Here is a 13166-nt window from a genome sequence, read left to right as displayed (position 1 = left end):
CCTTTGGGGGGAGGGTTGGGGTGAAGGGCGAACCTCGCCTTGAACTACATCGAAACCTACGAACTAGCTGGATAGCGCGCGTATACCTGGCGCCGCCTGTTCCTCACGCTGCAACCCTCGCGCAATCTCACCCACTCGCGCCGCCAACGTCTTCGTATCCTGCGCACACACCGTGGCGTGCCCCACTTTGCGCCCCGGACGCGATTGCTTGCCGTAATCGTGCCAATGTCCATCAACGGTATTGAGCACCGGTGCGGCGTCCGGCAGTTCACCAATCCAGTTGAACATCGTGGAAAAACCACGCGCCGACGTATCGCCCAGCGGCAGGCCAAGCACGGCGCGCACGTGGTTTTCGAATTGGCTGGTGATGGCGCCTTCGATGGTCCAGTGACCTGAGTTGTGTACGCGTGGCGCCATTTCGTTGCCCAGCAACTGGCCGTCTTTTACGAACAGCTCCAGCGCGAAGACGCCGACATAGTCCAGATGTTCCGCCAGCGTGCGCGCCAAAGCTTCGGCGTGCGATTGCAGTTCACCGACATTCGGCGCAGGTGCGAGACTCAAACTCAGCACGCCATCGGTATGCCAGTTCTGGGTAAGCGGCCATACGCGAAAATCGCCAGCACGCGTGCGTACCGCCAGCACGGAAAGCTCGCGCTCGAAGGGTACGAAGGCTTCAAGGATAAGGCCATGCGCATTGGCGCCTAGCGCTTCCCATGCAGCATCCGCATCCGCAAGCTGCTTGATACGAAACTGCCCCTTGCCGTCGTAGCCGAGGCGACGTGTCTTCAGGATGGATGGCGCGCCGATCTTGGCCAATGCGCGACTCAGATCCTCACGCGTATCGACGGCCTCAAACGCGGGCGTCTGCAAGCCGCACTCGCGAAACAGGTTTTTCTCTGCAAGCCGGTCCTGCGCCACCGCCAATGCACGCGGATTGGGAAACACCGCCACGCGCTCGGCCAGCCAGTGCGCGGTGTCCGCCGGTACGTTCTCAAAATCGAAGGTGACCACGTCGACCTCGGCCGCGAATTTCTCTAGCGCGACGAAATCGGTCCAGTCAGCCTGGCACAACGGCGCAACCTGTCCAGCGCAAGCGTCACCGGCGCTGTCCACCACCAGCGTTCTTACGCCCAACGGTGCTGCGGCGATAGCGAGCATGCGGGCAAGCTGTCCGCCGCCCAGGATGCCGAGCACAGATTGCTTCTGACGTACGCTCACGAGCGGGGGTCCGGATTGTCCAGCACGGTCCGGGTTTGGCGTGCGCGATAGGCTTCGAGCGCCTTGGCTACGGCCGGATCGTGCAAAGCCAGCACAGATGCGGCGAGCAGACCGGCGTTGACCGCCCCGGCCCGGCCGATCGCCAGCGTGCCGACCGGAATGCCAGCGGGCATCTGCGCGATAGAAAGCAGGGAGTCCATCCCGTTGAGCGCCTTGGATTGCACTGGCACGCCGAACACCGGCAGGCGGGTCTTTGCGGCCAGCATGCCTGGCAGATGGGCGGCGCCGCCGGCCCCGGCGATGATCACCTGAATGCCGCGTTGCACCGCTTCTTCGGCGTACTGGAACAGCAGATCCGGCGTACGGTGCGCGGATACCACGCGCACCTCATGTGGCACGCCCAGCTCCTGCAGCACCTCGGCCGCGTGCGTCATGGTTTCCCAATCCGAACGCGATCCCATCACCACGCCTACCTGCGGTGCTGAAGCTGTCTCTGTCATGGTCCGGCCGTCCAAAAGGGGCTATTGTAAGGACTTCGCCGCATTGCAACGATACCCTTTTAAAACGATGGATAAGCGCCTGCTCGACATCCTCTGCTGCCCGGTAAGCAAAACGCCGGTGCGCCCTCTCAGTACCAGCGAACTCAGCACCTTGAACCGGGCGATTGACGCCGGTCAGGTACTGAACGTGGCCGGTAGCACGGTGCAAAACCGGCTGACCGAGGGCCTGATCACGGTCGACCGCAAAGTGATCTACCGGATCGAGGATGGGATCCCTATGATGCTGCCCGAAGAAGGCATCGGCACCACCCAGTTCACGGATTTTCCCGCGACAGCGTAAAAAATTACGATCCGTCTTCACTGTACTTAGACGGACAGTACACAAAAGCATGACTTGGGACATGGCGGTGAAACCCAATTTCGCTTATGTTCCGGGTATAGGCGGCATCCCTGCCGCGACCGTCCGCGGTCGCCAAGGTAAAACAGCTGCCATCCGCGGCAGCTATAAACATCGGCCTAGCCAGCCAACCACAGGGGTGTGGCGATGAACGAAGCCAACGAGTCCTCCAACGTCGTCAATCTTAGCCAGCGGCTGGATCCCTCCAGCGGACGCGGAGGCGACCTGTTGAACGCTGTCCGTAACATCTCCTCCCGCCGCCTGCAGCAGTACATCGGCAACATGTTCGAACACGTCGACGACGCCCTGTTCGATCTCGCCGAGAAAGCCGAGAACAACGCCGCGCAGATGCATTACTTCGACGGCATGCGCGAGGTGCGCAAGCGTCGGCCGGTGATCGAGCGCAGTTTCTTGTCGCTGGTGTCGCGTGAGCTGAACGACTTCGCCAGCGGCAACCGTTCCGCCACGACGCCAAGCGCCGCCGGCACCCCGTCAGCGCCGGTACCCGGTTCGGTCGAACTCTCGCTGGTCGCCGACAACGAGCTGGAAGAATCGCTGGCCATCACCAGCATGATCGGCAAAAACGAGACACGTCTCTCGCGTGACCTGTTCGCGGTGAACCAGCGCCTGTCAGTGATCTGTGGCGGCACGCGCATCGAGGATGCCACCAACCCGGTCGGTCCGGCACTGCTGGCCCAGGCGTTCCGCCAGGCGATGCGCGAGCTCAACGCCGACATGCGCGTGAAGCTGATCATCTACAAGCTGTTCGATCGCTACGTAATGTCGGCGCTCGAAGAGCTGTACCAGGAAGTCAACGCCGAGCTGATGCGCGCGGGCGTGCTGCCGCAACTCCGTCACGAAGTGGTGCGCAACACCGCCGGCAACGCAGGGACCGGCGCGGGAGGGGGCCAGACCGCAGCCGCGGGCGAAGTGCCGCAGCCTCTGCCGGCCGATGACAGCGAAGCCTCCGCCGAGCTGCTGCAGACCTTGCGCACCTTGTTCAGCTCGCGCCGCGGGCATTCGGCAGCTCCATTGGGGGCGATGGCGCATGGCCCGCTGCCCACGGCCAACGAATTGATCGGCGCGCTAAGCGTGCTGCAAAGCCAGGCGGCCATGGTATCGCTGCCGGTCGCCGCCGCGCCCAGCGCGAGCGCGGTGGATATCGCCGAGCAGGTGCTGCACCTGAAAGAGCAGTTGCTTACCCAGCTCGGCTCCCTGCGCGGCCAACGCCCCGGCCAGATCGCCACCATCGACGAAGACACCATCGACCTGGTCGGCATGCTGTTCGAGTTCATTCTCGAAGATCGCAACCTGCCGCCGCAGATGCAGGTGATGCTGGCGCGTTTGCAGATTCCGTATCTCAAGGCCGCCATTCTCGACCGCAAGCTGTTCGCGCACCGCCAACATCCCGCGCGCCGCTTGCTCGACGGCCTCGCCGAAGCGGCCAAGAGCTGGTCCGAGGAATCGGACCGCGACGGCCGCCTGCACGACACCATCAAGGCCATCGTCGATCGCCTGCTGCAGGAATTCGACGATGACATGACGATCTTCGATCGCTTGTCCGCCGAACTGCAGCAATTCCAGGAATCCAACCGCCGCCGCGCGGAACTGGCCGAGCAGCGCGTGGCCGAATCCACACGCGGACGCGAAAAGCTGGAGCAGGCGCGCCGCCGCGCCGCGCGCGAAATTCTCAATCGCATCGGCGATCATGCGCTGCCGCCACTGATCCACGGCGTGCTGTCGCGTGCGTGGGCGAACTACCTGGTGCTCACCATCCTGCGCAAGGGCGAGGAATCGAACGACCTGCGCGAAGCGCTGCGTTTCGTCGACGCCTTCATCGCCAGCACCAAGCCGGTCCGCACGCCGGAAGCCAAGCGCGACCTGCGCCAGTTGCTGCCCGGCATCGAGCGCGCGCTGCGCAAGGGCCTGGCAAACGTGGCCTTCCAGGACGCGGACATCGAAAAGCTGCTCGCCCAGCTCCACGCGTACTATCGCCAGCAGCTTGGCGATGCCGCGCCGGCGCAGGAGCAGCACTCGCAATCCGCCACGCCTGCGCCGCTACCGATTCCGGAAAGCATCCAGCCGATCGCCGAAAGCGTGGCCGACCTGGAAGACGACCCGGCCAGTGTCGAACCGGCGGAAGACGCCATCGCACCGGAAGTGCGCGAAGAACTGGAGCGCGTCAAGGTGCTCAAGCCTGGCACCTGGCTGGAATTCAGCGGCCAGGATGGGCATTTCGAGCGCGCCAAGCTGTCGTGGATCAGCCCGATGAGCGGCCGCTACCTCTTCGTCAACCGCCGTGGCCTGAAGGTGGGCGATTACTCGCCCTACGAACTGGCGATGGTGATGACGGATGGCCGTGCACGCATCCTGGCTTCGAACGCCCTGTTCGACCGTGCGATGGACGCGATCGTGGATCGCCTGAGCCACGAGGAAGTGCGCGCGGGCGAATCGCCCTGAGTTTTTCTCCCTTTCCCCATCTTTGATTAAGGAAAGGGAGAGGGGCCACGCTCTCCACTACCCTCATTACCACACGAACGACGCGCCGATTTCCGGCGCAGTGAAGTAGCATGCGCGCAAGTTTGTCCCCTCACCCCCAAGAGGGTGTCACCCTTCGCGCATCGAGTTCTTCATGACCCACGCCTTCCGCTTCGCCCCGCCCAACCAGAACCTGATCGACGCCGACGTCGAACGCGCCTTCGCCGAAGACATCGGCCACGGCGACGCTACCGCCAGCCTGCTGCCAGCCGATGCTGAGGCCACCGCACAGCTCACCTGTCGCGAAGATGCCGTGATCGCAGGCATTCTCTGGTTCGACACCTGCGTGCGCAAACTCGACCCGCATGCGCGCATCGACTGGAGCATCACGGACGGCGATCGCGTCGCACCTGGCAGCGTCGTCTGCGAAATGCGTGGCAACGCGCGTGCACTCGTCACGGCCGAGCGCTCCGCGCTGAATTTCCTGCAGATGCTGTCCGGTACCGCCACGATCACGGCCGCTTATGTCGCAGCCGTCGCCGGCACTCGCACGCGTGTGCTCGATACGCGCAAGACCGTACCGGGAATGCGGCTCGCGCAAAAGTACGCCGTGCGCTGCGGCGGCGGCCACAACCATCGCATCGGTCTCTACGATGCGATCCTGGTGAAGGAAAACCACATCATCGCCGCCGGCAGCATTGCCGCTGCAGTCCAGGCAGCCCGCCGGTTGCACCCTACGCTGCTGCTGGAAGTGGAGGTGGAAAACCTCGACGAACTGCAGCAAGCACTGGACGCAGGCGTGGATCGCGTCATGCTGGACAATTTCACCCTGCCGCTGATGCGCGAAGCGGTCGCGCAGGCCAATGGCCGCGTGCCGCTGGAGATCTCCGGCAACGTCGATCTTCAGACCATCGGCGAGTACGCCCAAACCGGGGTGGATTACATTTCAGTGGGTGCGCTGACCAAGCACGTGCGGGCGGTCGATCTTTCGCTGCGTTTGAAGATCAACTGACTTGCTACGCAGGTCAGTCGCCCACACACTGCAAGCATGGGCGACCTCGCTACCCTATTGCTGCTGCTCGTGCTGCTGGCCATCGCCGGCACCTGGTTGGTATTGAGCCGCGCCCGCGACCGCGCCATCCAAGAAGCGCGTCGGCGCTGCCAGCAACATGGTCTGCAACTGCTGGACGAAACCGTGGGCCTGAGCGGTCTGCGCCTGCAACGCTTCCACGGCCAGCGGGTGCTGGAGCGCCGCTACAGTTTCGAGGTGAGCATCGACGGCGACGACCGCGAAGCCGGCCACCTGTGGATGATTGGCAACGTGCTTACCGCCTTGATCCTTCCCACCATCGAGCTGTACATGCCGGAGCAGCCGGCACATACACCTGATACCCCTGATACCTCAGAGCACAGCAACGTGGTGCCGTTTCGCCGGCAATATCGAGACCGGGATATCCGGCATTGAGGCTTAGCCCTCTTCACGGACCGGCGCGGTAACTGCCGCAGCGCGCCGCCCCTTCCACACATACCCGATCGCCAACACCACAAACCATACCGGGCTCGCCAACAGCGCCTGACGCGTATCCGCCTGCAATGTCAGCAACCACAGCACAAACGCGAAGAACACCAAGCACACCCAGCACATCACCACGCCGCCCGGCATCTTGTACGACGAAGTCGCGTGCAGGTGCGGCCGCTTGCGCCGGTAAGCCATGTACGCAATCAAGATCAGCGACCACACGAACATGAAGAGCACAGCCGACAGCGTGGTGACCAGGGTGAACGCAGTCACCAGATTGGGCACCACATAGACCAGCATCGCGCCCGCCAGCAAACACACGCAAGAGAACAGCAGGCCATACGATGGCACCGCCGCTCGCGACAGGCGCGCAAACCCGCGTGGCGCGTGACTCTCTTCGGCCAGACCGTAAAGCATGCGACTGGTGGAAAAAATGCCGCTGTTGGCCGAGGAAGTGGCCGACGTCAGCACAACGAAGTTGATCAGGCTGGCCGCGGCGGGAATGCCGGCCAGCATGAACAGCTCCACGAACGGACTCCTGCCCGGCTGCACCAGGCGCCACGGCGTGACCGTCATGATCACCACCAGTGCCAACACGTAGAACAGAATGATGCGTATAGGGATCGAGTTGATCGCCTTGGGCAGGTTGCGCGTAGGATCGGCCGTCTCCGCCGCCGTCGTGCCCACCAGCTCGATGCCCACAAATGCGAATACGGCGATCTGGAAACCTGCGAAGAAACCGCCCACGCCGGTGGGGAACAACCCGCCGTCGTTCCACAGATTCGCCAACGCAGCGTGATGACCCGAGGGCGATTGAAACCCGAACGCGATCATGCCGAAGCCGGTGACAATCAAGGCGATGATCGCCACGATCTTGATCAACGCAAACCAAAACTCCAACTCACCGAACACCCGCACCGCGGTGAGATTCAACGCGAGCAGAAGCAGCACGCAGAACACGGCGGGAATCCACGGCATCAGGCCGGGAAACCAGAACTGCGCGTACGAGGCGATGGCGATCACGTCCGCGATAGCGGTAACGATCCAGCAGAACCAGTACGTCCAGCCGCAGAAGAAACCGGCCCACGGCCCGAGCAGATCGGTAGAGAAGTCGATGAACGACTTGTATTCCAAATTCGACAGCAGCAGCTCGCCCATCGCGCGCATCACGAAGAACAGCATCACGCCGATGATCAGATACACCAACAAGATCGAAGGCCCGGCCAGACTGATCGTCTTGCCCGACCCCATGAACAGTCCGGTGCCGATCGCACCACCGATAGCGATCAATTGCAGGTGACGATTGGACAGACTGCGCCGTAGATGATCCGGGTGTTCCTGGGCTGAGGACATACGGAATGATTTGTAGGAGAAAGCCGATACCTTAGAGGAAACGTGGTGGTGCGGCTATCTGGACCTGTAGCAATGCCTACTCCCTCTCCCCTTCGGGGAGAGGGTTGGGGTGAGGGGCCAACCTCGCGTGATCTTTCATCACATGCGCAAGAATCAAAAAGATACTTGCACGTATTAGTCAGCTTTCCGTCAAGCCTTGTCCCCTCACCCTAGCCCTCTCCCCGAAGGGGAGAGGGTATAAGAGCGATCGTTTACTTCACCACCCGCAAATGCGACCCACCACCTCGCTTCGGCTTGTCCCCATCGCCCGACGGCGGTTCTGGCTCGGGCGGCGAAGGCGGCGTGTCGCTCGGCGGCTCGCTACCTTCTTCCTCGTCGGCAGGAAACATCATGCCCTGCCCGTTTTCCTGCGCGTACAAGGCGAGCACGGCAGGCACCGGAATCTGGATGCTATGGCTGACGCCGGAAAAGCGCGCCTGGAAGCTGATCCACTCGTTGCCCAGATCCAGGTTGGCCACGGCGCGCATGGCCAGGTTGAGCACCACTTGCCCGTTCTTGATCACGTGTGGCGGCACGCGCACGCCGCTGCGCGTGGCATCGACCAGCATGTAGGGCGTGAGGTTGTTGTCGCTGATCCAGTCGTAGATCGCCCGTAGCAGATACGGGCGATTGGAACTCATCTTATGGTGTTGCTGGGTGGTCACCTGAAGGGCGCTCTGACTGGTTTTGCGTAGACGTCCCCGACTCTGTCTGTTCGCAGATCACAGGGGTGTCGCCTCGACAGACTGGCTGTCTGTCGAGGCGACGCACCGAAGATATGCGGACAGACAGAACCGGTCCTTGCGTATTGAATGAGAAAGATGGGGTGATGTCCAGAAGACCGTTTACGCAAAACCAGTCAGAGCACCCTCAAAGCCTTTTCCTCTGCCGTCAGACTGCGAGCATACCCCTGACTGTGGAACAGGCGCTCGCCGTAATCCATGATCGGTTTGCCTTCCCGGCCCAGGTCTACCCCCAGCGAAGGAAGACGCCATACCACCGGCGTTACCAGGCAGTCGACCAGGCTCATTTCCGGGTTGAGGAAGAATTTGGACGCCTTGAACAACGGTAACGCGCCAAGCAGGTGTTCGCGCAACCGCTTGCGGGCCGTGTCCGCCGGACGGCCACCGGCCTTGATGTGCTCGACTTCCGGCAGCCAGTCGCGCTCGATGCGTACCGCCGCCAGCCGTAGCCGGGCGCGGGAGAGCGGATCGATCGGCATCAGCGGCGGGTGCGGGTAGCGCTCGTCCAGGTACTCGCACACCACCGAGGTGTCGTACAGGGTGAGTTCGCGATCGACCAGGGTCGGCAGGGTGTGATACGGGTTCAGATCGATCAGGTCCGGCGGGGGTTTGGCCGGGTCGACCACGACCAGGTCATAGGTGACTCCCTTCGCTGCCAGCACCAGCCGTACGCGATGACACTGGATGTCATCGGCAGCGGTGTACAGGGCGAGTACCGTCCGGGAACGAGCGTTCTGGACCATGCACCAGTCTCCCCTTCGAGATGGCCGCAAGAATGGCGTGTGCCACCTGCGGCCACAAGTCCTTTTTGGTCAGTAGGCGCCCCTTCGAATCAGTGGACGTCCTTCCAATATTCTTTCTTGAGCAAGTATGCCAGGAAGGTAAAGCCCAGCAGGAACAGCACCACCCAGATGCCGTAATGCCGCCGCTGCAGAGCAGCCGGGTCGGAGGCGTATTCCAGGAAGTTGGTGACGTCGCGGGTGGCCTGCTGGTACTGCTCGGGCGAGAGCCTGCCGGGATGGAGCAGCGTGAGCTTTTCGATCTGCGGATCGTCGCCGGCCTTGACCTCCTTCATCACCGGCACCTGTACGCCCTGCAGCTCCCACAGCGGGAATGGCATGGCCGCATTCGGCAGCACGGTGTTGTTCCAGCCGATCGGGCTCTTGGGATCGAGGTAGAACGAATTGAGGTAGCCGAATACCCAGTCCGCGCCCTTGGCCGACACTTCCAGCGAGAGATCCGGCGGTGCCTTGCCGAAGAACTTCTGCGCGTCGTCGGCCGGCATGTGCGAGATCACCGGGTCCCCGAACTTGCCGCCGGTGAAGTTGAGGTTCTTCATCACGTCGTCCTCGGTCAGCCCGAGGTCGTCCGCGATGCGCTCGTAGCGCAGGTACTTCAACGAGTGGCAGCCCACGCAGTAGTTGAAGAAGATGTGCGCGCCGCGCTGCAGCGATGCCTGATCGCGCAGATTGGTGCCCGCGGCGGGCAGCTCCGGACCTTCTTCCGCCAGAACCGCCGTGGTGCCGAGCAGCAGGCCGAACGCCAACGCGAAAATGGATATGTAGCGCTTAATCATGCGTCGTCACCCGTTCCGGAACCGGCTTGGTCTTTTCCCAGCCAAGATGCGTGTACAGCCACAGGAATACGAAGAACCCGAAGTAGATCAGCGTCATCACGCGCCCGAACAAGTTCTCCAGGGAGGTGACATCGGCGCTCGCACCGAACACCATCGGAATCAGTTCAGCGGTGGAATCCGTGCCGATCAGCACCAGCCCGAAGAACGCAAGCACGAACAAAGCCAATGCCACCTTGTAGCCAGTGCCGCGATAGCTGATGGATTTCACCTTGCCGGCATCGATCCATGGCAGCAGAAACAGCAGCACGATGGCGCCGAACATACCCAGCACGCCCCACACCGCGGTGCCCATGGCCGACGGAATCATGCGCACGATCGCGTAGAACGCGGTGAAGTACCACACCGGCTTGATCTGCGCGGGCGTCACCAGGTTGTTCGCCGGAATCGAGTTGTCGTGTTCCAGGAACCAACCACCGAAAGTGGGCTGGAAGAAAATGATGAATGCCGCGATGGCGAGGAACAGCCCCACGCCCACCAGATCCTTCACCGTGTAGTACGGATGGAACGGAATGCCATCAGCCGGCTTGGTCGGATCCCAGCGATTGCCTTTCGGACCGTGCTTGATATCCACGCCTTGCGGATTGTTCGAACCCACTTCGTGCAACGCCGCCAGATGCAGCACCACCAGCAACAGCAGCACCAGCGGCAGCGCGATCACGTGCAGCGCGAAGAAGCGGTTGAGCGTGGCATCGGCCGGCAGGTAATCGCCCATGATCCACTCGACCAGATCCTTGCCGATCAGCGGAATGGTGCCGAACAGCGACACGATCACCTTCGCGCCCCAGAACGACATGTTGCCCCACGGCAACACGTAACCCATGAAGGCTTCGGCCATCAGCACCAGGAAGATCAACATGCCAAGCAGCCACACCAGCTCGCGCGGCTTCTGGTACGAGCCGTACATGATGCCGCGGAACATGTGCAGGTAGATCACCACGAAGAACAGCGACGCGCCCGTGGAATGCATGTAGCGGATCAGCCAGCCCCACTCCACGTCACGCATGATGTACTGCACCGAGTCGAACGCACCGCTCGCGCTCGGGTCGTAGTTCATGGTGAGGAAGATGCCGGTGACGATCTGGTTGACCAGCACCAGCAGAGCGAGCGAGCCGAAGTAATACCAGATGTTGAAGTTCTTCGGCGCGTAATACTCGGTCATGTGCTTGCGGTACACCGGCATCAAACCGGGTGCCCGCTCGACGAACCATTCACCAATGTTCGAGAAGACGTTCGCCATTACGCTGCCCCTTCCGCATCCACGCCGATCTGCACAGTAGTGTCATCGACAAAGTGATAAGGCGGGATCGCCATGTTCTTCGGCGCAGGTACGCCTTGATAGACGCGTCCGGCCATGTCGTAGCGCGAGTGATGACAAGGACAGTAGTAGCCGCCCTGCCAGCTCGGATCGAATGGCTCGGGCTTCATCTCACCCACGTAATCGGGCACGCAGCCCAAGTGAGTACAGATGCCGATCATCACCAACCACTCGGGCTTGATCGAGCGCGTAGCGTTCTGTGCGTACTTGGGTTGCTGATCGGAAGAAGCGCCGGTGGAATTCGGATCGACCAGACGAGAATCTTGCTTAGGCAACACCGCAAGCTGCGCAGGCGTGCGATTGACGATGAATACCGGAAGACTGCGCCAAGCCACGATCAATTGCTGGCCGGGCTCGATCTTTTTCAGCGATTGAGTAACAGGGGCGCCTGCGGCCTTCGCTCTTGCACTGGGTTCCCACGACTTGATGAAAGGCACAGCTGCCGCCACTACACCTACTCCACCCACCACGGCTGTCGTCGTGGTGAGAAAGCGGCGGCGGCCTTGATCGACGACTTCGTTCGCCATCAGGCTCTCCGGTACTTGCATGCCATTGACACTGCAGAAACCAGATTCTGCCACTGCGGACGAGAAAGTTTGCGTTCTTCGCCGACCGCCCCAGGATCGTGCCCCTGCAAAATCGCGTTACCTATAAAAATCGCGTTAGTCTAGCCTCAGGTCAACAACCCTACAATAAAAGGTTATGGGCGGTCACGTCGCTCTGCCACACTCACGCGCTTACTTTCCAAGATTGATTACGACATGAAGCATGCCGCCGGCATCGTCGCCTTTGTTGCCCGATTCGTGATACTCGGGCTGGCGATCGCGTTCGTGATCAGCCTGATCTGGCCGGGCATTGGCGATCGCCTGCGTGCACGCGTCGGGTTGCAGCACGCGGACATTTCGACAGCGGGCTCGACCTCGTCGCAAGCATCTCCATTTTCTTACGCCGATGCCGTTGCCAGAGCGGCACCTTCGGTGGTCAACATCTACGCCAACAAGGTCGTGACCGAACAGGCCGTGCGCATGTTCACCGATCCGCTGATGCAGCAGCTGTTCGGCGGCACGCCCATCGGCACGGTGAAGCGGCGCGAACAAAACCTCGGCTCCGGCGTGATCGTGAGCGCTGACGGTTACGTGCTCACCAACAACCACGTGATCGCCAACGCCGACGACATCCAGGTGCTGCTGTACGACGGTCGCGTGGCTAAGGCCAAGCTGGTCGGTGCAGACGAGGAAACCGATCTCGCCGTGCTGAAGATCATTGACGCCGGCAACCTGCCAGTGATCCAGATGGCCGATCCGAAAAGGCTGCGCGTGGGCGACGTGGTGCTCGCCATCGGCAATCCGCTCAACCTCAATCAGACCGTGACCATGGGCATCATCAGCGCCATCGGTCGCCAGTTGAACAACAGCAGTCCAGAAAATTTCATCCAGACCGACGCCGCGATCAACCTCGGCAACTCCGGCGGTGCGCTGGTCAACAGCAATGGTGACCTAGTCGGTATCAACACCCTCCTCATAGGCAAGGCAGTTAATGCGGAGGGTATCGGTTTTGCCATTCCGGTCGATACAGCTACCAACGTGCTGCGACAATTAATCGCAACCGGACACGTGATTCGCGGCTGGCTCGGCGCGAACTACGGCTTCGTGCCCGTCGCCGCTGACAGCGGCCTGCCAGCCGCCGCGGCGCGCGGTGCACAGGTCACCGATATCTACCCTGGCAGCCCCGCCTCCGCCGCCGGTCTGCAGCCACGCGACATCCTGCTGCGCCTGGGCGAGGACGACGTCCGCGATCCCGCCGACCTCAGCCGCCACGAAGCAGCGCTCAAGCCCGGCAGTAAGGTGGAAGTATCTGGCCTGCGCAACGGTGTGCCGTTCCATGTGATGGTGAACGTGATCGAGCGGCCTCCACGGTTGCCGACCTTGAGTACGGCGGCCGGCGGCGGTAGCGATATTCAGGGGTGAA

13 protein-coding genes are annotated in these 13166 nt (G+C 62.0%); 5 read left to right on the top strand and 8 right to left on the bottom strand.

Annotated features, from left to right (window positions below):
• Positions 1–63: 63 nt before the first annotated feature.
• Together ISP18_RS05165 and purE are read right to left on the bottom strand one after the other, a co-directional pair.
• Positions 64–1218: a 5-(carboxyamino)imidazole ribonucleotide synthase gene (locus ISP18_RS05165; RefSeq protein WP_380007581.1), complete on the bottom strand. Its 1155-nt coding sequence runs from the start codon at positions 1216–1218 to the stop codon at positions 64–66.
• On the bottom strand, positions 1215–1718 hold the full coding sequence (gene purE, locus ISP18_RS05160) for a 5-(carboxyamino)imidazole ribonucleotide mutase (protein WP_380007578.1): 504 nt from the start codon (positions 1716–1718) through the stop codon (positions 1215–1217). Before purE ends, ISP18_RS05165 begins: the two co-directional genes overlap by 4 nt.
• Before the next feature lie 67 nt (positions 1719–1785).
• Between purE and ISP18_RS05155 the strand changes: the two genes are divergently transcribed.
• The 4 genes from ISP18_RS05155 (at position 1786) to ISP18_RS05140 (ending at position 6058) form a co-directional block, all read left to right on the top strand.
• On the top strand, positions 1786–2058 hold the full coding sequence (locus ISP18_RS05155; protein ID WP_380007575.1) for a Trm112 family protein: 273 nt from the start codon (positions 1786–1788) through the stop codon (positions 2056–2058).
• Between the two features lie 204 nt (positions 2059–2262).
• Positions 2263–4575 carry a DUF1631 domain-containing protein gene (locus ISP18_RS05150; RefSeq protein WP_380007572.1) on the top strand — a complete coding sequence of 771 codons (2313 nt, stop codon included), beginning with the start codon at positions 2263–2265 and terminating at the stop codon, positions 4573–4575.
• Between the two features lie 172 nt (positions 4576–4747).
• Positions 4748–5605, top strand: a complete 858-nt coding sequence (nadC, locus tag ISP18_RS05145; protein WP_380007569.1) for a carboxylating nicotinate-nucleotide diphosphorylase — start codon at positions 4748–4750, stop codon at positions 5603–5605.
• Between the two features lie 36 nt (positions 5606–5641).
• On the top strand, positions 5642–6058 hold the full coding sequence (locus ISP18_RS05140) for a DUF3301 domain-containing protein (RefSeq protein ID WP_380007566.1): 417 nt from the start codon (positions 5642–5644) through the stop codon (positions 6056–6058).
• Between the two features lie 3 nt (positions 6059–6061).
• Here the strand turns inward: ISP18_RS05140 and cycA are convergent, their stop codons facing one another.
• The 6 genes from cycA to petA all read right to left on the bottom strand — a co-directional run bounded on the left by cycA (position 6062) and on the right by petA (position 11725).
• A complete protein-coding gene (gene cycA / locus ISP18_RS05135) occupies positions 6062–7465 on the bottom strand; it encodes a D-serine/D-alanine/glycine transporter (protein ID WP_380007563.1) in 1404 nt (467 codons plus the stop codon).
• Positions 7466–7716: 251 nt separating this feature from the next.
• Positions 7717–8145 carry a ClpXP protease specificity-enhancing factor gene (locus ISP18_RS05130; protein ID WP_380007560.1) on the bottom strand — a complete coding sequence of 143 codons (429 nt, stop codon included), beginning with the start codon at positions 8143–8145 and terminating at the stop codon, positions 7717–7719.
• A 218-nt stretch (positions 8146–8363) separates the two neighbouring features.
• Entirely contained in the window at positions 8364–8990 is a 627-nt protein-coding gene (locus ISP18_RS05125; protein ID WP_380007557.1) for a glutathione S-transferase N-terminal domain-containing protein, read from the bottom strand.
• Between the two features lie 89 nt (positions 8991–9079).
• Complete coding sequence (locus ISP18_RS05120) at positions 9080–9823, bottom strand: cytochrome c1 (RefSeq protein ID WP_380007554.1); 744 nt, start codon at positions 9821–9823, stop codon at positions 9080–9082.
• Entirely contained in the window at positions 9816–11120 is a 1305-nt protein-coding gene (locus ISP18_RS05115) for a cytochrome b (protein WP_380007552.1), read from the bottom strand. The genes ISP18_RS05120 and ISP18_RS05115 overlap by 8 nt, the downstream gene beginning before the upstream one ends.
• Positions 11120–11725 carry a ubiquinol-cytochrome c reductase iron-sulfur subunit gene (gene petA, locus ISP18_RS05110; RefSeq protein ID WP_380007549.1) on the bottom strand — a complete coding sequence of 202 codons (606 nt, stop codon included), beginning with the start codon at positions 11723–11725 and terminating at the stop codon, positions 11120–11122. Before petA ends, ISP18_RS05115 begins: the two co-directional genes overlap by 1 nt.
• A gap of 234 nt (positions 11726–11959) precedes the next feature.
• On the opposite strand from petA, the gene ISP18_RS05105 reads away from it, so the two are divergent.
• Positions 11960–13165, top strand: coding sequence for a S1C family serine protease (locus ISP18_RS05105; protein WP_380007546.1), 1206 nt, complete (start codon positions 11960–11962; stop codon positions 13163–13165).
• The last annotated feature ends 1 nt before the right edge of the window (position 13166 follow it).

It is taken from the genome of Dyella humi (genome assembly GCF_044904605.1).
Classification (GTDB): domain Bacteria; phylum Pseudomonadota; class Gammaproteobacteria; order Xanthomonadales; family Rhodanobacteraceae; genus Dyella_B; species Dyella_B humi.
Note: the sequence above shows the minus strand (reverse complement) of the source record. Positions and strands in the feature narration are given on the sequence as shown.

Excerpts from the sequence above, each read along its gene's own strand:
- purE (WP_380007578.1), bottom strand. The coding sequence starts at position 1,718 with ATGACAGAGACAGCTTCAGCACCGCAGGTAGGCGTGGTGATGGGATCG.
- ISP18_RS05155 (WP_380007575.1), top strand. The coding sequence starts at position 1,786 with ATGGATAAGCGCCTGCTCGACATCCTCTGCTGCCCGGTAAGCAAAACG.
- ISP18_RS05150 (WP_380007572.1), top strand. The coding sequence starts at position 2,263 with ATGAACGAAGCCAACGAGTCCTCCAACGTCGTCAATCTTAGCCAGCGG.
- nadC (WP_380007569.1), top strand. The coding sequence starts at position 4,748 with ATGACCCACGCCTTCCGCTTCGCCCCGCCCAACCAGAACCTGATCGAC.
- ISP18_RS05140 (WP_380007566.1), top strand. The coding sequence starts at position 5,642 with ATGGGCGACCTCGCTACCCTATTGCTGCTGCTCGTGCTGCTGGCCATC.
- cycA (WP_380007563.1), bottom strand. The coding sequence starts at position 7,465 with ATGTCCTCAGCCCAGGAACACCCGGATCATCTACGGCGCAGTCTGTCC.
- ISP18_RS05130 (WP_380007560.1), bottom strand. The coding sequence starts at position 8,145 with ATGAGTTCCAATCGCCCGTATCTGCTACGGGCGATCTACGACTGGATC.
- ISP18_RS05125 (WP_380007557.1), bottom strand. The coding sequence starts at position 8,990 with ATGGTCCAGAACGCTCGTTCCCGGACGGTACTCGCCCTGTACACCGCT.
- ISP18_RS05120 (WP_380007554.1), bottom strand. The coding sequence starts at position 9,823 with ATGATTAAGCGCTACATATCCATTTTCGCGTTGGCGTTCGGCCTGCTG.
- ISP18_RS05115 (WP_380007552.1), bottom strand. The coding sequence starts at position 11,120 with ATGGCGAACGTCTTCTCGAACATTGGTGAATGGTTCGTCGAGCGGGCA.
- petA (WP_380007549.1), bottom strand. The coding sequence starts at position 11,725 with ATGGCGAACGAAGTCGTCGATCAAGGCCGCCGCCGCTTTCTCACCACG.
- ISP18_RS05105 (WP_380007546.1), top strand. The coding sequence starts at position 11,960 with ATGAAGCATGCCGCCGGCATCGTCGCCTTTGTTGCCCGATTCGTGATA.